The organism is Reyranella sp. (assembly GCF_052439685.1).
Taxonomy (GTDB): Bacteria; Pseudomonadota; Alphaproteobacteria; order Reyranellales; family Reyranellaceae; genus Reyranella.
In genome coordinates this window covers 1-20908 of record NZ_JBQVQG010000002.1, presented here as the reverse complement: position 1 = coordinate 20908, position 20908 = coordinate 1, and the positions used below count along the sequence as shown (strand labels likewise).

Sequence of the window (20908 nt, the reverse complement as noted above, 5' to 3'; positions counted from 1 at the left end):
TCGGGAGGCGGCGTAGTGAAATCAGTCAGAGTTGTTTGTGCCCACGATTGTCCTGACATGTGCTCGCTCATCGCACATGTCGACGACGGTAAGGTCGTGCGCATCCAGGGTGACCCCGACCAGCCGTACACGGCCGGGTTTGCCTGCGGCAAGGTCAACCGCGACAGCGACCTGGTGAACTCTTCCGAGCGCATCGCCACGCCGCTGCGCCGCACCGGGCCCAAGGGCTCGGGCCAGTTCCAGCCGATTACCTGGAACGAGGCGCTCGACGAGATCGCCGATCGCTGGAAGGCGATCATCCAGGAGAGCGGCCCGCTTTCCATCCTGGGCTACGCCTACTCCGCCCATCAGGGCCTGATGAACCGCGGCCTGGTGAACGGCCTGTTCCATGCGCTTGGCACGTCGCGCCTTCAGGCCGGTACGGTCTGCGACACGTGCTGCGAGACCGCCTGGGAAATGACGGTGGGCCCGGTGGGCGGCGCGGATCCCGAATCGGTCGTGCATTCCGACCTGGTGATTTCCTGGGGCGCCGACCTGGCCGCCACCAACGTGCATTTCTGGGCTCTGGCTGAAAGCCAGCGCAAGAAGACCGGCATGCCGATCGTCGTGATCGACCCGCGGCGGACGCGCAGCGCCAAGGCCGCCGACCTCTATTTGCCGATCCGGATCGGCACCGACGCCGCCCTGGCGCTCGGCGTCATGCATATCCTGGTGCGGGACGGCCTCGCCAACCGCGACTACATCGCCAAACACACGCTGGGCTTCGACAAGGTCGAGCGCGAGGTACTGCCGAAGTTCACGCCGGCGCGCACGGCCGAAATCACCGGCCTCCCCGTCGCCGACATCGAGAAGTTCGCCGCGATGTACGGCAAGGCGAAGGCTGCTTTGATCCGCCTCGGCGAAGGCATGACCCGCCTCACCCATGGCGGCCAGGCCTTGCGCACCGTGGCGCTGCTGCCGGGTGTGAGCGGCCATTACGGCGTCAAGGGCGGCGGTGCGTTGCTGCTCACGGCTGCCTCCTGCGATCTCAACTATGCGGCGGTACGTAAGCCTTCGGGGCCGGCGACGGCGCGCATGGTGAATCACCTGCGCCTCGGCGAAGAACTCCTCAACATGAAGGAGCCGCCGATCCGCGCGCTGTTCGTGGCCGCCAACAATCCGGTCGTGACCTGCCCCGAGGTCCACAAGGTGCAGAAGGGCCTGATGCGCGAGGACCTGTTCACCGTCGTGCACGACCCGTTCATGACCGACACCGCGCGCTACGCCGACATCGTGCTGCCGGCCGCGAACTATCTCGAAACCGACGATCTCTACCGGGCCTACGGCGCCTACTGGATGCAGTGGGGCCAGAAGGCGGTCGAGCCGGCGGGCGAGGCCCGCTCCAACTTCCATGTGGCGCAGGCGCTGGCGCAGCGCATGGGCGTCACCGACGCGATCTTCAGCCTATCGCCGCGCGAAGCCGCCGAGGAGTTCTTCAAAGGCTCGACCGGCCCTGCCTCGAAGGTCGACCGCGACGCGCTGTTCGCCGGCGTGCCGCTCAACATCAGGCACGACTGGGACGGCCAGCCCTTCAAAACGCCGTCGGGCAAGCTCGAATTCTACTCCGAGCAACTCGCCAAACAGGGCCTGCCGCCGATGCCCGATTGGGAAACCGATCCGGTCGAGGCCGAGGAAGCCGCCAAGTGGCCACTGCGCCTGCTGACGGCCCCCGGCTATTTCCAGGCCCATACGGCGTTCTCGGGTGTCGGATTCCTGCGCGAACGCGAGGGCAAGCCCTTCTGCATCCTGCACCCCGACGACGCGGCGAAGCGCGGCCTCGAGGATGGCGCCCCGGTGCGCGTGTTCAACGATCGCGGCGAGATCGGCCTGGTCCTCAAGATCGTCGACGAGGTCCAGCCGGGTGTCCTGCTGGTCCCGGGCCAGCGCCCCGTGGGCGAGGCCGTGTCGGGCACGATCAACATGCTCTGTTCGGACCGCTACACCGACATGGGCGAAGGCGCGACCTACCAGAGCACCTGGCTCGAGGTCGCCGCCTGGAAGGACGCGGCGGCGGCCTGAGCCGCCCGCCGCACGTCTCCCTCCCTATGCGCCGGACTGGACGAAGCGGTGTTGCGTGCGCTCGCGTTTCGCGAGCTTCGGCAGCGCCTGGCCGGCGATCAACGCCTTGAAGTGCGGCGTCTCCTGGTGGGAGGCGAACCCCGCCTCGTCGCGAAACACCTCGTAGAAGAAGAACTTCTGGGGCTCGGCGATCGAGCGATGGATCTGGAACGCGAGCACCCAGGGCTCGCGCTGGGCCTGTGGCAGGTACTCGCGGACGATCGTCGCGACGGCGTCGGCCTCGGCGGGCCTGGCCTCCCAGAACGCCGTGACGATGAGCCCGTCTTTCAGGGAATGAAGATCGACCATGTGTGCTTCTCCTGTCGTTGCTGACGGGAAGGTTCTAGGCCGGCAATCCGCGCTGTCGCTTCGGTCGGGGTCGAAGCGACGACTTCAAATCCTGCGCCGCGACCTCGATGCGGACGCTGCGGCATGCCTTGTCGCCTGCCTCGCGATCATCGTCGTGCTGTCGCCTTGGCAGCCTCTGCGCGACCGGCGAGCCGTGCCAGGCGGGCGCCGACGCCAACCGCCACGAGAGCGACCGATACGAAACTTGCCGGCACCCAGAAGGCCGCGTTGGCAATGCCCTCCGGATTGAGCCCGCGTGTCAGCCCCGACAGGGTGGCGACGATGCCAGCCGCTGCGGCTCCGAGCGCAAATCCGGTCTGCTGCACGGTCGCGACCGCGGACGCGGCAAGATCGCCCTCTCCTGCCCTGGCGCCGCTCATCAACCGCTGCACGCCGAAACCCCAGCACGACCCGATGCCCAGGCCGACCAGGGCGATGAACGCCGGCAGGACGACGACCGGATGGGCCGACATCAGCAACGCCACGCCAGCCAGGCCCACCGCCATCGCCAGCGGCCCCACGCTCAGCAAGCGGCCGGCGGGCCGAGACGACCAGCCCGAGACGACGAGCGAGGCGACGGTCCAACCCATCGAGGCACCGGCAACGGTGTAGCCCGCCGCCAGCGGATCGAAGCCGTGCAGGGTCCGCAGGAAAATCGGCACGAAGATCGAGAGCGGGCTGTAGGCAATCGAGACCAGCAGCGCGAACCACATGGCGACGCCGGTGATGCTCCCCAGCGAGAAGGAATCGCTCGGGAAGAGCGGAGCGCCGGAGCGGCGATCGAGCAGGATCATCGTCACGAGCAGCACGACCCCCGTCAGGAAGAGTCCTGCCTTGGCTGCCGCCAGGGTGACGACGCTGGCCGCCGACATGGTGGCGATCGCCAGACAGATCAGCACGATGCGTCCCACTGGAATCGCCCGTCCGGGTCTTCCCGTGCCGGCGGTGGCCCGTGGCAGGGCGCGGGCTGCCACCATCGCCAGCAGGATCGCGAGACCGGTCACGGCATAGAAGGATCCACGCCAGTTGCCCCAGGTGGCGAAGGCCCCGCCCATCAAAGGGCCAAGCAGCACCGACATGCTCCAGGCGCCCGAAAGCAGCGCGGCGACCCTCGGCCACATCGGCTCGGGAAACGACTTGCCGACCAGCACATAGGCCATCGCCGACAACACACCCCCGCCGAAGCCCTGCACGAAGCGGCCGGCGACCACCGTTTCCATCGACGGCGCCACGGCGCAGATCAGGGCGCCGGCGCCGAACACGACCGCTCCCGCACAGAAGGCCGCACGGGCACCGAGTTGCGCCGTGAGGCGGCCGGTGCAGGTTGCCGCGACGATCGACGAAGCGAGGAAGGCCGTGGTCGGCCAGCTCATCATCGCCGTGCCGCCGACCTCCTCGACGATGCTCGGCAGTACCGTCGCCAGCATGAGCACGTTCATCGAATGCAGGAGGACGCCGCCCACCAGCGCCACCAGAAGGGGCAACCATTCGCGCTTCAGGAGCGCCGACCAACCGACCGTCACCGACATGGCCGGCGACTGATCATTTTCCCGAGCCTCGGTCAAACGATGGCCCCAGAGGGCGTGTGACTATCGGGTCCGAAAACCGCGAGCGCCGCCCGCACGCGCGTGGAAGGATGGCCCCATGGAATTGCTCGACCGCGGCACCTACTACCGCGCCTTCCAGAGCCACGACGCCCGATTCGACGGCCGCGTGTTCGTGGGCGTGACCTCGACCGGCATCTACTGCCGGCCGGTCTGCCCGGCCCGCACGCCGCGCTTCGAGAACTGCCGCTTCTTCGCCTCGGCCGCGGCGGCCCAGGAGGCCGGCTTCCGGCCCTGCCTGCGGTGCCGGCCCGAAATCGCCCCCGACTTCGCCTCCTGGCGCGGCAGCGCCAACACGGTGAGCCGCGCCCTGGCGCTGATCGCCGACGGCGCCCTCGACGAAGACGAGGCCGGAGTCGAGACGCTGGCCGGGCGGCTGGGCGTCGGCGGCCGGCAACTCCGCCGCCTGTTCCAGCGCCATCTCGGCGCCTCGCCCATCGCGGTCGCCCAGACGCGGCGCGTGCTGTTCGCCAAGCAGCTGCTGCACGACACCCATCTGCCGATGGCCGAAGTGGCCCTGGCGTCCGGCTTCGGCAGTGTCCGGCGCTTCAACGAGACGTTCCGGAACCTGTTCGACCGGCCGCCGAGGATGCTGCGCCGCAGAGCCGGTGCCGACACCTCTGCCCGCGACGGCGTCACGCTGCGACTGGCCTACCGACCGCCGTACGATTGGCCCGGCATGCTGGCGGCGCTCGCCGCCCGCGATTCGTGCGGTCTGGAGTGGATCGAGTCCGGGGTGTGGCATCGCCGCCTCGATCTCGACGGCCTGCACGGCCGGGTCTCGGTCGCGCATCTGCCGGATCGCTATGCCGTGGCGGTCACGATCCGCTTCCCGTCCGTGAAGGCCCTGCCGGCGATCGTGGCTCGCGTGCGCCGCGTCTTCGATCTCGGCGCCGACATCGCGACGATCGACAGCCATCTCGCGCGCGATCCCGCGCTGGCGCCGCTGGTCGCCCGGCGACCCGGCCTGCGCGCGCCGGGCGACTGGGAGGGCGAGACAATGGACATTTCCATCGACGACGAGGCACCGCCTGCCTGGCGGCCGTGGCACGCCTATGCGGCGCAGCACCTGCGGATGGCAAGCCATGCCTGAGCCTCTCGACTTCAAGCTCGATCGTCTCGCAACACCGGTCGGCGAACTGCTGATCGTCGCCGATGCCGAAGGCCGGCTGCGGGCCGTCGACTGGAGTGACTATGAGAGTCGCATGCGCCGCCTGCTCGACCGCTACTACGGCACGGGGCGCTACACGATTTCGCCGGCCCGTGATCCGGGCGGCATGACGAAGGCCATGAGCGCATACTTCAAAGGTGACATCGCTGTCATCGACACGCTTCCGGTCGAGACGACCGGCACGCCGCTTCAGAGAAGCGTGTGGCTGGCGCTGCGCAAGATCCGCCAGGGTACGAAGATCAGCTATGCCGAACTGGCCTTGCGCATCGGCAGTCCGCGCGCGGTGCGGGCAGCCGGCCTCGCCAACGGCCAGAACCCGATCAGCATCGTCGTACCGTGTCATCGGGTCATCGGCAGCAACGGTACGCTGACCGGCTATGGCGGCGGCCTGCCGCGCAAGAAGTGGCTGCTCGAACACGAGGGCGCGCTGTAGGAGGCCGCTCCCTCACGGCACGCTACCTTGGCGGCATCGTGTCGAAGGTCGTCACGGTTGGGTCGACCGTATCCCAGGCATGACCGCGCGACCTGTAGAACACCATCTGCGGTGCGTACCGGCCCGGCTCGTCGAGGCTCGCGGCGTGCACGGTGAAGAGATCCGGCATGAACGAGAAGGTCAGATAGACCGGCGTTCCGCACACGGGACAGAAGGCTGGGTCTTCACGTTGCCGCTGTCTGCCGCAATGTCCCAGTGAACCGCCTGCCCGGTGATCTTCACGTCCTGGCGTTCCGTGAAGGTGAGATAGGAGCCATGCCCCGTCCCGCTCCTGCGCTGGCAGTCGCGGCACTGGCAGTCGGCCATCACCATCGGTTCGCCGGGGATTTCATAGCGCACCGCGCCACAGGCGCAGCCGCCGGTATAGGCCTGGCTCATATCGTCTCTCCTTCCCGGGTGTGCGGCGCTCCCGCGCGTAGATTTGCGATCAGCTTCAACCAGGGCCCGGCATGGAAGGCGCTCATCAGACCGTACATCACGGCCATGCCGTTCAGCCCCGACGGCCCGCACAACGCCTCGGCCGGCCCGCCACCGGACGCGGTCGTGACGAACGCCATGGCGGCGAAGGTCGGCAGAGCTGCATAGCGTAGCGCGTCGGCAACACAGGCGAGAGGACTGGTCATGGTCGGGCTCAGCGCGTGCCGTATTCGTCGTGACGGCGGAAACGCGGCGGCCCTTGCTCATTGCGGCCCCTGGGCGCGCGATCGAGCCACTGGTACATGGCCCACAGCCCGTCGACTCCGCGCGTATAGGTCGAATAGGTGTGATGGACGACACCGTCCTGCATCACGAAGGCGCTGAGGCCCGGCCGGTCGCGGCCGTAGGTCGACGCATCGACACCGCACATGCCGGCGAACTTCACGACCGGATCCGGCGCCGGCCTGACGTCGAGCGCATGACCGCCCTTCTGGTAGTTGTACTGGATGGTGCCGTCGCGTTGCTGTTGCTCGGTGAAGGAGACGTTGAAGTCGAAGTTGAAGTCGCTGTCACCCGAGGACGCCCAGGGGAAGCTCCAGCCCATCCGTTGCCGGTAGGCCAGCAGCTTGCCAAGCGGCGCGCGCGACGCGGCCATGAGCGTCACATCGTGATTGGCGAGATGAACGACGCTGCCGTCGAAGCCGTCCGCAACCGACGAGCACGAGGGGCATCCCGCCTGGTAATCGGGCCCGAACATGAAGTGGTACACGAGAAGCTGCGACCGCCAGTGGAAGAGGTCCGGTAGCGTGGCACTCCCCTCCTCCGTGTCGAACCTGTAGGTCTTGTCGACCCGAACCCAGGGTAGCTCCTGGCGGCGTCGCGCCAGCTCGTCGCTGCGCCGCGTCAGCTCCTTCTCCTCCTCGAGCAGATCGAGCCGGGCTTTCATCCATTCATCGCGCGAGACGATTCGATGCTGCATGGAACGCCCCATCAGTGCGGCTTGGGAGCGGTAGTCTCTTCCGCCGAGAGGGCATCGATGGTCTTGACGACCTGCTGCCAGCCCTTGCCCATGCCCGTGAAGGCGGTCTCGTTGCGCGGCAGCACGAAGCCGGAGTGGACGAGGCGCAGGCGCGTGCCGGCCTCGACCGGCGACAGGGTCCAGGTCACCACGGTGTCGAGCGGCGCGCCGTAACCCACGTTCGACTCGTGCCCGCCCTTCCAGGAATGGACGAAGCGGCGGTTCTCAACCACTTCGAGAACCTCGCACTGGATCTTGCCGTCCCATCCGCCGGCCGGCGTCGTCTTGTAGGTGAAGCGGGTTCCCACCACCGGCTCGAAACCGGAGAGCGGCATCTTCAGCCAGCGCCCGATCAGGGCCCCCGTCGTCAGGACCTTCCAGATCGCCTGTGGCGCGTGCGGGAAGACGTCCTCGACGACGATGTCATGACTATCGAGTTTGCGGGCAGCGACGTTGCTCATGGGTCCATTTCCTTCAGGAGAGCTCGGAGGTTATCGAAACGCTCGCGCCAGAAGACGCCGTAGTGGCTCATCCAGTCGACCAACGGCTCGAGCCCCTTGGGCTCGGCGCGGTAGTAGACGTTGCGGCCCTCCGGGCGCTCGGCGACGAGCCCGGCCTGCTTCAAGGATTTGAGGTGCTGCGAGATGGCGCCCTGCGTCACCCCGCTTCCGCGCGTCAGTTCGCCGACGGTGATTTCCGAGGCGCCGACCACGCGCTCGAACACCGCCCGCCGTGTGGGATCGGCGAGGGTGCGCATGACGGCGTCGATGGGAGCAGGCTGGTTCATGACCAACCCATTAGCCACAACTAATTCATTAGTCAATACTAATGCATGAGACTCAGTAGGTCGCGAAGATCCGCGCGATCTCGACCGGATCGGCCGTCCGGGTGAGCGCCAGCGCGAGCAGCAGCCGCGCCTTCTGCGGGTTGAGATTGTCGGCGGTCAGGATGCCGGCCTTGGCGAGCTTCTGGCCACGGAAGATGCGGCCCGACCCGGCCCGCGAGGATTGCACGACGACGATGCCCTGCTTCACCGCCTCTTCCATCGCGGCAAGATCGGCGGCCGGCGGCATGCCCGGCGCGAAGCCCGCGGACACCAGCCCCTTTGCGCCCGCGGCGATGAAGGCGCGCATGGCGCTGCCGTCGGAGCCCGCATAGGCATAGGCGATGTCGACCCTCGGGAGGGCGTCGAGGCCCGCGAAATCGAACTCGGTATCCGGCATATGCCGGCGCTCGGGCCGCCGGTAGTAGGCGATGCGGTCGGCATCGGCGTGGCCCAGGATGCCGAAGTCGGGCGTACGGAAAGTCTGCATCCGCCAGTTCGAAGTCTTGGTGACCTCACGCGCCGCCTGGATCTCGTCGTTCAGCAGCACCAGCACGCCCCGCCCCCGGCTCTGCGGGCTGGCGGCCGTGCGCACGCCGTTCACGAGGTTGATCGCGGCGTCGGTCGACAGGCCGGAAGCCGGCCGCTGCGAGCCGATCAGCACCACGGGAACATCGACCTTGAGCACGAGGTTCAGAACCCAGGCCGTCTCCTCGAGCGTCGCCGTGCCGTGGCCGATGACGATGCCTGACAGGTCGGGATGTTCCGCCACCACGCGATGGCACAGCGCCGCGAGCTCCTTCCATTCGGCGAAGTAGATCTCCGGGCTCGGCACATTGCGGAAATCGACGGGAATGATCTCGGCGATCTCCTCGACGACCGGAAACCGCGCGACGATCTCGCTGGCGTGCATGCGGTTTTCATGCACGCCGTAATCCTGCAGTTCGAGCGGATGGACACCCAGCGAGGCCATGGTGCCGCCGGTGCCGATGAAGGCCACCTTGGGCCGGTTCGTGCTGCTCACCCTATGCTCCCGCGATTGTCATCGACCGGAAGAGCGACGCAAGATCGATGCCGCCGCAATGTCGCCGATCGACGACATCGCGGCGGGAACGACGGGAGCGGGCTCAGCCCTTGGCGGCTACCTTGTCCTGCGTCTTCAGGTCGAAGTCGCTGGCGTCGTGGCGCTCGTGGAGCTGGCTCGCGGGATCGCCCTGGAGGCGATTGACGATACGGCCGCGACGGACCGCCGGGCGGGCGCCGATCTCATCGGCCCAGCGCTGGACGTTCTTGTACTCGTGCACGGCGAGGAACTCGCCCGCGCCATAGAGCAGTCCCTTGGCCAAACCGCCGTACCAGGGCCAGACCGCGATGTCGGCGATCGTGTAGTCGTCGCCCGCCAGATATTTGCTCTCGGCCAGGCGCCGGTCGAGCACGTCGAGCTGTCGCTTGGTCTCCATCGCAAAGCGGTCGATGGCATATTCGATCTTGGTCGGCGCATAGGCGTAAAAGTGGCCGAAGCCGCCGCCGAGATAGGGCGCGCTGCCCATCTGCCAGAACAGCCACGACATACATTCCGCGCGCTTGGCGCTGTCCGTCGGCACGAGCGCCCCGAACTTTTCCGCGAGGTAAAGCAGGATCGCGCCCGATTCGAACACACGCACCGGCTTGGGTCCGCTGCGGTCCACAAGGGCCGGGATCTTGGAGTTGGGGTTGGCGGCGACGAAGCCGCTGCTGAACTGATCGCCCTCGCCGATCTTGATCAGCCAGGCATCGTATTCCGCGCCCTTGTGACCCAGCGCCAGCAGCTCCTCGAGCATGATGGTGACCTTCTGGCCATTCGGCGTACCCAGCGAATAGAGCTGAAGCGGGTGCTTGCCGACCGGCAGCTCCTTTTCGCTGGTCGGGCCGGCAATCGGCCGGTTGATGTTGGCGAACCGGCCCCCGCTGGCCTTGTTCCAGGTCCAGACCTTGGGCGGGGTGTAGTCGGATGCGTCGCTCATGCTTCCAATATCCTGTGATCGAGCTTCGGGAATGGCGCCATCCTAGCCGCCTTTCGGCCGTCCTGCTCGCTCCCGTGCCACCCACCGCGGGGGTTAGAAATCGAAACGGAACATATGGTAGTTAGGGATAAGTTCCCGGTTTTCGGGCGTTCCCTGCAGCAAGGAGGGGCGAGCCTGCTCGCTTCGTAATGGCCCCATGAGAATTCTTGTTACTGGCGGCGCCGGATTCATCGGCTCAGCCGTCGTGCGTCACATCATCCGCGATACCGACTGGACGGTCGCCAACGTCGACAAGCTGACCTACGCGGGAAACCTCGAGTCGCTGGGAGAGGCGCGGACCAGCAATCGTCACCGCCATTACAAGACCGACATCTGCGATCGTCCGGCGATCGACGCCATCCTCGCGGAATTCCGCCCGGATGCCATGCTGCATCTGGCCGCCGAGAGCCACGTCGATCGCTCGATCACCGGCGCTGCGCCGTTCATCGAGACGAACATCAACGGCACCTTCACCCTGCTCGAGGCGGCGCTCGCCTACTGGCGGACCCTCGACGAAGCGGCGCGCGGCCGCTTCCGCTTCCAGCACATCTCGACCGACGAGGTTTTCGGCTCGCTGGGCGCCACCGGTCTCTTCAGCGAGACCACGCCCTATGCGCCCAACTCCCCCTACTCCGCCAGCAAGGCCGCGTCCGACCATCTGGTGCGCGCCTGGCATCATACGTATGGCCTGCCGACCCTGGCGACCAACTGCTCCAACAATTACGGCCCCTATCATTTCCCGGAAAAGCTGATCCCGCTGGTCACCATCCGCGCCCTGCGCGGCGAGAGCCTGCCGGTCTACGGCAAGGGCGACAACGTGCGCGACTGGCTGCACGTCGAGGATCACGCCGAGGCGCTCGTCACGGTGCTTCGCAAGGGACGGCCCGGCGAGACGTACAATATTGGCGGCAACAGCGAACGCCGGAACATCGAGGTCGTGCGCGGCATCTGCCGCCTGCTCGACGAGATGCAGCCCGGCGCCGCCCATAGTCCGCACGAATCGCTGATCAAGTTCGTGACCGATCGCCCCGGCCACGATGCCCGCTACGCCATCGATGCCTCGAAGATCGCGACCGAGCTCGGCTGGCGACCGCGCCACGATTTCGAGAGCGGCCTGCTCAACACGGTGCGCTGGTTCCTCGACAATCGCGGCTGGTGGGAAAGGGTGATGAGCGGTGAATATCGCGGCGAACGGCTCGGCTTGACCGCCGCCTGATCGACGCGCGTCCCGGCGCGACAAAGGGAGCGGGTGGCTAGTCGACGAAGGCCGGCTTGTCCCATCGCACTGCTGGGCGACGTCGCGATCCGGGCGGACGGAACTAAGCCTTTGTAAGACCCTTAGCTTCGAGCAAGCGAAGCACCTCGTCGACCGCTGCATCAACGGAAAGATGTGCCGTATCAAGATAGGCATCCGGATTCTCAGGCGGTTCATAGGGAGAATCGATGCCGGTAAAATTCATGATCTCCCGCTGTCGAGCCTTCTTGTAGAGCCCCTTGGGATCGCGCGCCTCGCAAACATCCAGCGGCGCATCGACGAAGACTTCGACAAAATCGCCTTCACCCATGAGATTGCGCGCGGCATCGCGCTCGCTTCGGAACGGCGAGATGAACGATACGATCACCAGCAGGCCGGCATCGACCATCAACCGTGCTACCTCCGAGATTCGTCGGATGTTCTCGACACGATCGGCATCAGTAAAACCAAGATCGCGATTGAGGCCATGGCGAACATTGTCGCCGTCCAGAACGTATGTATGTCGGCCGAGCGAAAAGAGCCTCTTCTCCAAGGCCGATGCAATGGTCGACTTTCCGGAACCCGAAAGACCCGTGAACCAAATCACTGCGGATTTCTGCCCCTTCAGGGCCGCCCGAGCCGTCCGGCTGACTGCGAGACGCTGCCGGTGAATGTTGCTGGCCCGGCGCAGCTCAAACTCGATGACGCCCATCCCAATGGTTTGGTTAGTTACGCGATCGATCAGAATAAAGCTGCCGAGGGAGCGGTTTTCCGCATAGGGTTCGAATGCGATCGGCCTATCCAGGGAAATGTTGCAGAGCCCGATCTCGTTGAGTTGCAGTGTCCTGGCTGCAGAATGTTCGAGCGTGTTTATGCTCACCTTGTGCTTGAGCGCCGTCACGGTCGCCTGCACCATCACCGTGCCGGATTTCATCATGTAGGTCCGCCCCGGCAAAAGCGCCTCCGGTGCCATCCACAGCACATGCGAAACGAACTGATCCGCGACAGCCACTGGCGCATCGGCTGCACAGATGACGTCACCTCGACTTATGTCAATTTCCCGATCCAGCACCAGCGTCACGGCCTGGCCCTCGACCGCCATCTCGAGATCTCCATCGTGGGTTACGATGCGGGAAATTTCGACTTCCTGGGCACAGGGAAGGACCTTGATACGGTCCGCCTTCTTCACCCTGCCGCTGGCGATGGTCCCGGAGAAACCGCGAAAGTCGGCATTGGGTCGATTGACCCATTGTACGGGCATCCGCAGTGGCCGCGTCGAGGACATCCGGGCGACGTCCACGGTTTCGAGGTACGGAAGCAGGGCCGGCCCCCGGTACCAGTTCATATGACTGCTCGGCGCAACGACATTGTCGCCGAGCAATGCCGACATCGGGATGCATTGCACCTGCGTCAGGCCCAGCCCTCTGGCGAATGCCCTATACTTGTCAGTATAGGAATCGAACGCGGCACGCTCGTAATGGACGAGGTCCATCTTGTTGACGGCCAGCACTATGTGCCGAATACCGAGCATCGAGCAGATGTAGGAATGCCGGCGCGTCTGTGTCAGCAATTCACCGCTGCGGTGGACGTCGGCCAGGATGATGGCAAGGTCCGCCGTCGACGCGCCCGTCGCCATATTGCGTGTGTATTGTTCGTGACCGGGCGTATCGGCAACGATGAATTTACGCTTGTCGGTAGCGAAGAAGCGATAGGCCACATCGATGGTAATCCCCTGCTCGCGTTCCGCGAGAAGCCCGTCGACGAGAAGGGCAAAATTGAGATCACCGCCTTGCATACCCACACGTGCGCTCTCGGCCTTGAGACTGTCGAGCTGATCGTCCAGCAACATCCGGCCTTCGTAGAGCAGCCTGCCGATAAGCGTGGACTTGCCGTCATCCACACTGCCGCAAGTTATGAAACGCAAAAGATCCTTATTCTCCTGAGCAAGCAGGTAGCCCTTGAGGTCGGACGGCTCTCCGCTCATCAGAAATAGCCTTCCTGCTTCTTCCTCTCCATTGAACCAGCGCTGTCACGATCGATCATGCGCCCCTGGCGTTCCGAAGTCCGGGTGCGCAGCATTTCCTCGAGGATCGCCGGCAAGGTCTCCGCACCGCTTTCGATCGCGCCGGTGAGAGGATAGCAACCCAGGGTGCGGAACCGGACCTTTCTCATTTGCGGTCTCTCACCGGGCTCCAGCGGCAGGCGATCATCGTCCACCATAATGAGCATACCGTCGCGCACCACGACCGGGCGCGTCTTGGCGAAGTAAAGCGGCACCACGGGAATCTTTTCGAGGTAAATGTATTGCCAGATGTCGAACTCGGTCCAGTTCGACAGCGGGAAAACTCGAATGTTTTCGCCCTTGTTCTTGCAGGTGTTGTAGAGGCTCCATGGCTCGGGGCGCTGGCTCTTCGGATCCCAACGATGGTGCTGCGACCGGAAGGAAAAGATACGTTCCTTCGCACGCGACTTCTCCTCGTCGCGGCGCGCCCCGCCAAGGACGGCGTCGAAGCCATGCCGGTCGAGCGCTTGGCGAAGCCCCTCCGTCTTCATGACGTTCGTGTGAATCGACGATCCGTGACGGAAGGGACTGATGCCCTGCCGGATGCCATCGGCATTTACATGCACGATCAGCTCCAGGCCGAGCCTGGTCGCGATCTCATCTCGAAACGCTATCATTTCCCGGAATTTCCAGGTGGTATCCACATGCACAATTGGAAACGGGGGCTTCGCGGGATAGAATGCCTTCATCGCGAGATGAAGCATGACGGATGAGTCTTTGCCGATTGAATAGAGCATCGCCGGTCTCTCGCACTCCGCGACCACCTCGCGCATGATGAAGATGCTTTCGGCCTCAAGCCGCTGGAGATGTGTCAATCGGTGAGCGACGTCGAGCAATTGATCACTCCTCTTCACAGAGTGCGGCGCCTGCGTCGTGCAGCTGGCCATCGACGCTTGTGATGAAAGCAGTCCAAGAGCGCAAGTTAGCCATCTTGGTGAAGCCGGCGCCATTGTCGCGTCGCCGCAAAGGCCCCCTGATCATTGGGCCACTATGGCAATCCGGCTCCGGCCGCCTCAAGTTTTTCCCGCTCCGCAGCGACAGCGCGATGCACGCCCAAAAGATAGAGGCCATAACGGCTCTTGCTCGCTGCAACGGCAAGCCGGTGAAAGACGTCGAGCGTGATATACCCCAAGCGTAGGGCAATCTCTTCCGGGCACGATACGCGAAGCCCCTGGCGCTGCTCCAGGATCTGGACGAACTGGCTTGCCTCGGTCAGCGATTCGTGGGTGCCAGTATCGAGCCAGGCAAAGCCACGCCCCAAGATCTCGACGAAGAGCCGACCTTCCTCCATGTACGCCCGATTGACATCGGTTATCTCGATTTCACCCCGGGGGGAGGGCTTCAGGGCTGCTGCAATGTCTAACACACGATTGTCGTAAAAATAGAGCCCTGTGACTGCAAAATTAGACTTCGGCTGGCTGGGTTTCTCCTCGATCGAAATCGCACGACCGCCCGCATCCAGTTCCACCACACCATATTGCTCCGGGCGGGCCACCACATAAGCGAATACCGTGGCGCCTCGATCCCGTGCCGCCGCATTCGCCAAGGCCTCGGGCAGGCCATTGCCATAGAAAATATTGTCGCCAAGCACCAGAGAAACACTATCTGCCCCCACGAACTCACGGCCAACGACGAAGGCATCGGCAAGACCTCGAGGCGCTTCTTGCGCCGCAAATGTAAAGCGCATCCCCCACTGGCTGCCGTCTCCTAGTAGCCTTTCGAAAAGCGCCATATCTGGCCGCGTAGTTATGATCAGAATGTCGCGAATGCCAGCGAACATGAGCGTCGTTAGCGGGTAATAAATCATCGGCTTGTCGAAAACAGGAAGCAGCTGTTTCGAAACGACCGCCGTTACCGGATAGAGCCGTGTGCCCGAACCACCGGCTAAGATGATACCCTTCATCACACCCACCTCGCCGGACTGACCGATCTTGCCAATAACGTACAATTACTCCTATAAATAGCCTCTCGTTAGTGCCGAGTGAATATGCGCGTTCGAAACCACACTTCCTAGAGTGGATGTCTTCGAACCTACCCGGTTGACCTGCTCCCCGCCTTTCATACGTCGTCAGATTGAGTCTGTTCCTGTTTTGCTCTGATGGTTGGTGGAGCAAGAGGACGGGGCGCGAAGCCCCCGATCGAGCGCAGCGCCCCGTCCTCTTGCTTTCCGGGTCTGCGCGTAGCGCCGAACACCGCCGGAGGCAACCTGCCGAGGCGGCCATGCGGCCTTATCGTGTTGTAGTCGATGCGCTAGGCTTCGACGATCCGTAAGCCTCGGCCAGTGTCATGAAGACGTGCTCGTTCAGGCATTCGTCGCGCATGCGGCCATTGAAGCTCTCGACGAAGCTGTTCTACATCGGCTTGCCTGGCGCGATGTAGTGCCATTAGATGTCCTGGTCGGCTGCCCAGCGCAGCTCGGCGTTACGGGTCAGCTCCGTCCCGTTGTCCGAGACGATCGTCGCCGGCTGCCGCGGACCGCGATGATGGCCTCGAGCTCGCGGATCACCCGCAGGCCCGATAGCGAGAAGTCCGGCACGGACGCCAGGCACTCGCTGTTGAAGTCGTCGATCACGTTGAGCAGACGGAACCGTCGACCGCTGTCAAGCTGGTCGCTGACGAAGTCGAGCGACCAGCGCTGGTTAAACCCCTGCGCCACGACGATCGGGGCACGGGTGCCGGTGGCCCGCCGCCGGCCACGCCGCCGCTTCACCGCCAGACCTTCCTCCCGGTCCAGCCGGTAGACCTTCTTCAGGTTCACCTTCGAGCGCTCCCGCTCGAGCATCCACTCCAGACGCCGGTAACCGAACCGACGGCGCACCGCCGCCAGCGCGCGCAGCTTCTCGCGCACCGGGCCATCGTCAGCCCGCCGCGACCGATACCGGTAGCTGCTCACGTCCATCCCGATCAGCCTGCAGGCTCGGCGCTGGCTGAGACCGTGGACCCCGCTGTACGTGGTCTGAGCTGCTCCCCCAGTTATCAAACGCCGGCTTGTTGAGTCCGTTCGGCCATTGCCCTTGTTGGTGCTGGTGCCCCGGAAAGCTTTAATTGCGCAAAACAGATCACTGGGTTTGTTTGTCCGGAGTCCGGGTTTCCAGAGTGGAGCATCTATGGGCCGAGGTCCCGATGCGGATCGCACCCTGGGACTCGAAGCGTCAGAGATCGCGTGGAAGGGACCGACGTCTGTAGCTTTCGGACGCCAGCCGGATCAGGTTCGAGGGGACTTGGTCGAAGAACAGGATCGTGCCGTTCTGCCAGGACACCAACGGTAGCGCTCCCTGGGTTCCGAGCGGAAACGCGAGAAGCCCGCTCACCTCGACCTGCTCGCCCGCTTCCGGAACACGCGTCACCGCGCCGATGCGCCTGAGATCAATGTCATGGCGCGCGGCGTGCCGTGCGGCAGAGAACGACCCGACAGCGTTTCCTTCATTGAAGGGGTCGTGTCCCCGGTGGTGGTGTAGGAGGCCGCTGATCGGCCCGCCTGAGCGACCGCCACGAGTCAGGCGATGGCGGGCCGGTCAGCAGCCAGCGCGGTGATCCCGGGTAGGGTTGGGTTGTCGAGACCAGCAACCTGAACCCAAAGGACCACCACGATGACCGAGGACACTATCGCCCTTCGCGCACTATTGGAGAAGGGCTCCGATGCGACGTTCCTGCGTGAGATGATCGGCTTTGCCGCCCAGCGCCTAATGGAGTTGGAGACCGATGGCCTGTGCGGGGCCGGTCACGGCGAGCGTAGCGCTGATCGGCGCAACCAGCGCAATGGCTACCGCGAGCGGGACTGCCAGACCCGGGCGGGTACCGTCGAGCTGCGCATCCCGAAGCTGCGCAAAGGCAGCTACTTCCCGGCCTTTCTCGAACCCCGCCGCCTGGCCGAGAAGGCGCTGACCGCCGTGGTTCAGGAAGCCTACATCCAAGGTATCTCCACGCCAGGTCTCGCGACTGTGCGGCGAGATCGACGAGCGGGTTCAGACCTTCCTGAACCGGCCGATAGAAGGCGAGTGGCCCTATATCTGGCTCGATGCCACCTATGTCAAAGCCCGCCGTGACCACCGCATCGTCTCGGTTGCGGTGATCGTTGCCGTCGGCGTCAACGGTGACAGTCGACGCGAGGTGCTGGGCATGACGGTCGGCCATAGCGAGGCCGAACCGTTCTGGGTCGAGTTCTTGCGTTCACTTGCCCGGCGCGGCTTGCGCGGCGTCAAGCTGGTGGTCTCCGACGCCCATGAGGGATTGAAGGCCGCCATCACCAAGATCCTCGGTGCGGCCTGGCAACGCTGCCGCGTCCACTTCATGCGCAACGCCCTGGCCTATGCCGGCAAGACCCAGCGCCGCATCGTCTCGGCGTGGGTAGGCACCGCCTTCGCCCAGGACGACGCGGCGTCGGCACGCAAACAGTGGCGCCAGGTCGCCGACCAGGCCCGGCCCCGCGTGCCGAAACTGGCGGCACTGATGGATGACGCCGAGGCCGATAGCCTGCCCTGAGCGCAGCCGAAGGGTGCTGGCCTACATGGGGTTCCCTGCCCAGCATCGCGCCAAGCTGCACTCCACCAACCCGCTCGAACGCCTCAACGGCGAGATCAAGCGCCGCAGCGAGGTAGTCGGTATCTTCCCCAACGAGGACGCCGTGACGCGCCTGATCGGCGCCTTGTTGCTCGAACAGAACGACGAATGGGCCGTCCAGCGGGCTCGCTACATGAGTCTGGAAACCATCGCACCACTCAGCGATGATCCCATCGTCGGCCTGCCTCTTGCGACAGTCTGATCGCGCAGCCAACGCTGCTCGGAAACACCGCTCCTACACCACGCCATGGGGCACGATCATTGAAGGCCGGGAAGAACTGTACGGCGAGCGAATCGAGCCGCACTCTCGAGACACGGACAGGCCGGCCCACCTCCGCCGGCGACGTTCCGCGGCTGAGGCGAGGGCGCCCTGTCCCACCATTGAAACAGCGACCGAACCAGCGGCCGCACAAGACGATCGCAACAGGCTCCGCCGGCCGATGCGGTTGTTCGCAGCGCGAGCTTCCGAACCGGGCTCGTGCTTGGTCAGCTTCATGTCATTCGCCTCGAAACGTACTGCGCGATCGGGCGGGCCAGAGTCTGGCTCGATCGGCTCCCATACGGTGGTCGAGCTGTCAGCGTGCCAGGCTGGCCATGAATCATCGCTCAGAGGGCGGCGGGTTCCAGACTCATGTCGTGGACGCGCAGAGACGCCAGACGACCTGAGCGACAACGTCGATTCGATCGACCTTCCGCCCGGCCGCGACGAGGCCTATGCGGTCAAGGAGGCGACGGTCCGCTGCTGCCTCGACGTGCTGCAGGCGGGCATCGACGAGCTCCAGAGATTGGATCGGCGCCCGTCTTCCCTGTTCCTGAACGGCTGGTCGCAGGGCGCCCTGAACACGCAGTGGCTCAAGCAGGAGCTGAAGCAACGTGGCACGAAGGTTGCTGGCACGGCCGCCCAGAGCCGCCGAGGCGGACACGGACTGGCACATCGCCATGATCTGGCGCCGCGGCGCCTTTCTCTCGCACGCCGCGAGAGCCTGGCTCGATCTCGTTTCCACGACGCGGGCCACGCACGTCGTCCCTGCGAAGGAGAGGCCGGCGACCGCAAAGCGATGAGACGCGCGGCTGGCATCGCGCGCGCCGGCGGCGCCTTAGCTGCCGGGGTGGAGACCCGGCGCCTCGCGGCCAGTGCTGGCGACGTATTCCGTATAGCCGCCGCCATATTGATGCACGCCTTCGGGCGTGACTTCCAGCACCCTGTTGGAAAGCGCGGCCAGGAAGTGGCGGTCATGGCTCACGAACAGCATCGTGCCCTCGAAGTCCGCCAGCGCCGCGACCAGCATCTCCTTGGTCGCCATGTCGAGATGGTTGGTCGGCTCGTCGAGCACCAGGAAGTTGGGCGGATCGAACAGCATCTTCGCCATCACCAGCCGCGCCTTCTCGCCGCCCGACAGGACGCGGCAGGGCTTCTCGACATCGTCGCCGGAGAAGCCGAAGCAGCCGGCCAGCGACTTCAGCGCCCCGGTGCCGGCCTGCGGGAACGACGCGTCCAGCGATTCGAAGATCGTCTCGTCGCCGTCCAGCAGGTCCATCGAATGCTGGGCGAAGTAGCCCATCTTGACGCTGGCGCCGAGCGCCACGGCCCCCTCGTCCGGCTCGGTCGCGCCGGCGACCAGCTTCAGCAGGGTCGACTTGCCCGCACCGTTGGCGCCCAGCACGCACCAGCGCTCCTGACGGCGCAGCCGCAGGTCGAGCCCCTGGTAGATCGGCTGCGTGCCGTAGCCCTTGTGGACGCTGCGGAAGCTCACCACGTCCTCGCCCGAGCGCGGCGGCGCGCGGAATTCGAACCGCACCGACTGGCGGCGCCGCGGCGGCTCGACCTTCTCGATCTTGTCGAGCTTCTTCACCCGGCTCTGCACCTGGGCGGCGTGGGACGCGCGCGCCTTGAAGCGCTCGATGAACTTCATCTCCTTGGCCAGCATCGCCTGCTGGCGCTCGAACTGCGCCTGGCGCTGCTTCTCGGAGAGCGCGCGCTGGACCTCGTAGAAATCGAAGTCGCCGGAATAGGTGGTGAGCGTGCCGCCGTCGATCTCGATGATCTTGCCGACGATACGGTTCATGAACTCGCGGTCGTGGCTGGTCATCAGCAGCGCGCCCTCGTAGTTCTTGAGGAAGTCCTCCAGCCAGATCAGGCTTTCGAGATCGAGATGGTTGGACGGCTCGTCGAGCAGCATGCCGTCGGGCCGCATCAGCAGGATGCGAGCCAGCGCCACGCGCATCTTCCAGCCGCCGGACAGCAGCCCGACATCGCCGTCCATCCGCTCCTGGCTGAACGACAGCCCGGCCAGCACCTCGCGCGCGCGGGCATCGAGCGCATAGCCGTCCAGTTCCTCGAAGCGCCCCTGCACCTCGCCGTAGCGCTCGATGAGGGCATCCATCTTGTCGGCCTGCTCCGGATCGGCCATCGCCGCCTCGAGCTGGGCGATCTCGACCGCCAGCGCACTCACCGGCCCGACGCCGTCCATCACCGCCGCAACGGCGCTCATGCCCGACATTTCACCGACGTCCTGGCTGAAATAGCCGATGGTCATGCCGGCATCGATCGTCACCTGCCCGTCATCGGGCGGTTCCTGGCCCGAGATCATGCGGAACAACGTGGTCTTGCCGGCGCCGTTGGGCCCCACCAGCCCCGCTTTCTCGCCCTTCTGGAGGCCCATCGACGCGTCGATGAACAGGATCTGGTGGCCGTTCTGCTTGCTGATGTTGTCGAGGCGAATCATGGGCGCGTTGCTGGAGGGAAAGAGGAGGCGACGCAAGCCGCAGCCGGAGCGCGGTGTGCGGCGGATTGTCCTTGTCGGCCCGCTCTCTTCGTCACGGTACGGTCATGCCGAGCCGAAGCGTCGTCAGCCCCGCCTTGACCACGGCTTCGGCCACTCCCACCTAGAGCGTTCATGGGCCAGATTGAATCGAGCCGAGCATTCCAGCACCGACCTCACCCTGAGGAGGCCCGAAGGGCCGTCTCGAAGGGTGGGAACGCGCACCTTGCCTGTTGCCCATCCTTCGAGACGCGCCGCTTCGCGGCGCTCCTCAGGA

17 protein-coding genes and 3 pseudogenes are annotated in these 20908 nt (G+C 65.2%); 5 read left to right on the top strand and 15 right to left on the bottom strand.

From position 1 onward, the window contains the following. Positions 1 to 15: 15 nt before the first annotated feature. Positions 16 to 2058, top strand: coding sequence for a molybdopterin-containing oxidoreductase family protein (locus ACT6UX_RS03230; protein ID WP_444773702.1), 2043 nt, complete (start codon positions 16 to 18; stop codon positions 2056 to 2058). Positions 2059 to 2082: 24 nt separating this feature from the next. On the opposite strand, the gene ACT6UX_RS03225 is transcribed toward ACT6UX_RS03230, so the two are convergent. Both ACT6UX_RS03225 and ACT6UX_RS03220 read right to left on the bottom strand, forming a co-directional pair. Continuing rightward, positions 2083 to 2406: a putative quinol monooxygenase gene (locus ACT6UX_RS03225; protein WP_444773701.1), complete on the bottom strand. Its 324-nt coding sequence runs from the start codon at positions 2404 to 2406 to the stop codon at positions 2083 to 2085. A gap of 146 nt (positions 2407 to 2552) precedes the next feature. Then, on the bottom strand, positions 2553 to 3974 hold the full coding sequence (locus tag ACT6UX_RS03220; protein WP_444773700.1) for an MFS transporter: 1422 nt from the start codon (positions 3972 to 3974) through the stop codon (positions 2553 to 2555). Positions 3975 to 4089: 115 nt separating this feature from the next. Here ACT6UX_RS03220 and ACT6UX_RS03215 point away from each other — a divergent pair, with 115 nt between their 5' ends. Continuing rightward, complete coding sequence (locus tag ACT6UX_RS03215) at positions 4090 to 5142, top strand: bifunctional transcriptional activator/DNA repair enzyme AdaA (RefSeq protein ID WP_444773699.1); 1053 nt, start codon at positions 4090 to 4092, stop codon at positions 5140 to 5142. Then, a complete protein-coding gene (ogt, locus tag ACT6UX_RS03210) occupies positions 5135 to 5653 on the top strand; it encodes a methylated-DNA--[protein]-cysteine S-methyltransferase (protein WP_444773698.1) in 519 nt (172 codons plus the stop codon). The genes ACT6UX_RS03215 and ogt overlap by 8 nt, the downstream gene beginning before the upstream one ends. A 22-nt stretch (positions 5654 to 5675) precedes the next feature. Here the strand turns inward: ogt and ACT6UX_RS03205 are convergent. The 7 genes and pseudogenes from ACT6UX_RS03205 to yghU form a co-directional block, all read right to left on the bottom strand. Then, a pseudogene (locus ACT6UX_RS03205) lies at positions 5676 to 6091 on the bottom strand (GFA family protein). Continuing rightward, the gene (locus ACT6UX_RS03200) at positions 6088 to 6336 is read right to left on the bottom strand and encodes a hypothetical protein (protein ID WP_444773697.1); all 249 of its coding nucleotides are present in this window, start codon (positions 6334 to 6336) and stop codon (positions 6088 to 6090) included. The pseudogene ACT6UX_RS03205 and the gene ACT6UX_RS03200 overlap by 4 nt, the downstream one beginning before the upstream one ends. 8 nt (positions 6337 to 6344) lie before the next feature. Then, entirely contained in the window at positions 6345 to 7109 is a 765-nt protein-coding gene (locus ACT6UX_RS03195; RefSeq protein WP_444773696.1) for a DUF899 domain-containing protein, read from the bottom strand. An 11-nt stretch (positions 7110 to 7120) separates the two neighbouring features. Further along, positions 7121 to 7609: an SRPBCC family protein gene (locus ACT6UX_RS03190; RefSeq protein WP_444773695.1), complete on the bottom strand. Its 489-nt coding sequence runs from the start codon at positions 7607 to 7609 to the stop codon at positions 7121 to 7123. Then, positions 7606 to 7935: an ArsR/SmtB family transcription factor gene (locus ACT6UX_RS03185; RefSeq protein WP_444773694.1), complete on the bottom strand. Its 330-nt coding sequence runs from the start codon at positions 7933 to 7935 to the stop codon at positions 7606 to 7608. The genes ACT6UX_RS03190 and ACT6UX_RS03185 overlap by 4 nt, the downstream gene beginning before the upstream one ends. A 52-nt stretch (positions 7936 to 7987) precedes the next feature. Next, positions 7988 to 8995 (bottom strand): asparaginase, encoded by a 1008-nt coding sequence (locus ACT6UX_RS03180; RefSeq protein WP_444773693.1) that lies wholly within the window; start codon positions 8993 to 8995, stop codon positions 7988 to 7990. Between the two features lie 103 nt (positions 8996 to 9098). After that, on the bottom strand, positions 9099 to 9974 hold the full coding sequence (gene yghU, locus ACT6UX_RS03175) for a glutathione-dependent disulfide-bond oxidoreductase (RefSeq protein WP_444773692.1): 876 nt from the start codon (positions 9972 to 9974) through the stop codon (positions 9099 to 9101). A gap of 196 nt (positions 9975 to 10170) precedes the next feature. On the opposite strand from yghU, the gene rfbB reads away from it, so the two are divergent. Next, positions 10171 to 11229 carry a dTDP-glucose 4,6-dehydratase gene (gene rfbB / locus ACT6UX_RS03170; RefSeq protein ID WP_444773691.1) on the top strand — a complete coding sequence of 353 codons (1059 nt, stop codon included), beginning with the start codon at positions 10171 to 10173 and terminating at the stop codon, positions 11227 to 11229. Between the two features lie 103 nt (positions 11230 to 11332). Here rfbB and cysN read toward each other — a convergent pair whose 3' ends face one another. The 5 genes and pseudogenes from cysN to ACT6UX_RS03145 form a co-directional block, all read right to left on the bottom strand. Further along, positions 11333 to 13231, bottom strand: coding sequence for a sulfate adenylyltransferase subunit CysN (cysN, locus tag ACT6UX_RS03165; protein ID WP_444773690.1), 1899 nt, complete (start codon positions 13229 to 13231; stop codon positions 11333 to 11335). Beyond that, positions 13231 to 14259 (bottom strand): sulfate adenylyltransferase subunit CysD, encoded by a 1029-nt coding sequence (gene cysD, locus ACT6UX_RS03160; protein ID WP_444773689.1) that lies wholly within the window; start codon positions 14257 to 14259, stop codon positions 13231 to 13233. Before cysD ends, cysN begins: the two co-directional genes overlap by 1 nt. A gap of 38 nt (positions 14260 to 14297) precedes the next feature. After that, entirely contained in the window at positions 14298 to 15212 is a 915-nt protein-coding gene (gene rfbA / locus ACT6UX_RS03155) for a glucose-1-phosphate thymidylyltransferase RfbA (protein ID WP_444773688.1), read from the bottom strand. Positions 15213 to 15490: 278 nt separating this feature from the next. Beyond that, positions 15491 to 16247: pseudogene (locus ACT6UX_RS03150) on the bottom strand (IS3 family transposase); the annotation flags it as partial. Positions 16248 to 16461: 214 nt separating this feature from the next. Continuing rightward, on the bottom strand, positions 16462 to 16656 hold the full coding sequence (locus tag ACT6UX_RS03145) for a hypothetical protein (RefSeq protein WP_444773687.1): 195 nt from the start codon (positions 16654 to 16656) through the stop codon (positions 16462 to 16464). Positions 16657 to 16899: 243 nt separating this feature from the next. On the opposite strand from ACT6UX_RS03145, the pseudogene ACT6UX_RS03140 reads away from it, so the two are divergent. Then, positions 16900 to 18071 (top strand): annotated as a pseudogene (locus ACT6UX_RS03140) (IS256 family transposase). Between the two features lie 895 nt (positions 18072 to 18966). Here the strand turns inward: ACT6UX_RS03140 and ACT6UX_RS03135 are convergent. Beyond that, positions 18967 to 20595 (bottom strand): ABC-F family ATP-binding cassette domain-containing protein, encoded by a 1629-nt coding sequence (locus tag ACT6UX_RS03135; RefSeq protein WP_444773686.1) that lies wholly within the window; start codon positions 20593 to 20595, stop codon positions 18967 to 18969. Between the last annotated feature and the right edge of the window lie 313 nt (positions 20596 to 20908).

Coding starts and splice junctions, on each gene's coding strand:
- rfbA (WP_444773688.1), bottom strand. CDS start 15,212: ATGAAGGGTATCATCTTAGCCGGTGGTTCGGGCACACGGCTCTATCCG.
- cysD (WP_444773689.1), bottom strand. CDS start 14,259: ATGGCGCCGGCTTCACCAAGATGGCTAACTTGCGCTCTTGGACTGCTT.
- ACT6UX_RS03220 (WP_444773700.1), bottom strand. CDS start 3,974: ATGTCGGTGACGGTCGGTTGGTCGGCGCTCCTGAAGCGCGAATGGTTG.
- ACT6UX_RS03190 (WP_444773695.1), bottom strand. CDS start 7,609: ATGAGCAACGTCGCTGCCCGCAAACTCGATAGTCATGACATCGTCGTC.
- cysN (WP_444773690.1), bottom strand. CDS start 13,231: ATGAGCGGAGAGCCGTCCGACCTCAAGGGCTACCTGCTTGCTCAGGAG.
- ACT6UX_RS03225 (WP_444773701.1), bottom strand. CDS start 2,406: ATGGTCGATCTTCATTCCCTGAAAGACGGGCTCATCGTCACGGCGTTC.
- yghU (WP_444773692.1), bottom strand. CDS start 9,974: ATGAGCGACGCATCCGACTACACCCCGCCCAAGGTCTGGACCTGGAAC.
- ACT6UX_RS03215 (WP_444773699.1), top strand. CDS start 4,090: ATGGAATTGCTCGACCGCGGCACCTACTACCGCGCCTTCCAGAGCCAC.
- ACT6UX_RS03200 (WP_444773697.1), bottom strand. CDS start 6,336: ATGACCAGTCCTCTCGCCTGTGTTGCCGACGCGCTACGCTATGCAGCT.
- rfbB (WP_444773691.1), top strand. CDS start 10,171: ATGAGAATTCTTGTTACTGGCGGCGCCGGATTCATCGGCTCAGCCGTC.
- ACT6UX_RS03185 (WP_444773694.1), bottom strand. CDS start 7,935: ATGAACCAGCCTGCTCCCATCGACGCCGTCATGCGCACCCTCGCCGAT.
- ACT6UX_RS03135 (WP_444773686.1), bottom strand. CDS start 20,595: ATGATTCGCCTCGACAACATCAGCAAGCAGAACGGCCACCAGATCCTG.
- ACT6UX_RS03195 (WP_444773696.1), bottom strand. CDS start 7,109: ATGCAGCATCGAATCGTCTCGCGCGATGAATGGATGAAAGCCCGGCTC.
- ogt (WP_444773698.1), top strand. CDS start 5,135: ATGCCTGAGCCTCTCGACTTCAAGCTCGATCGTCTCGCAACACCGGTC.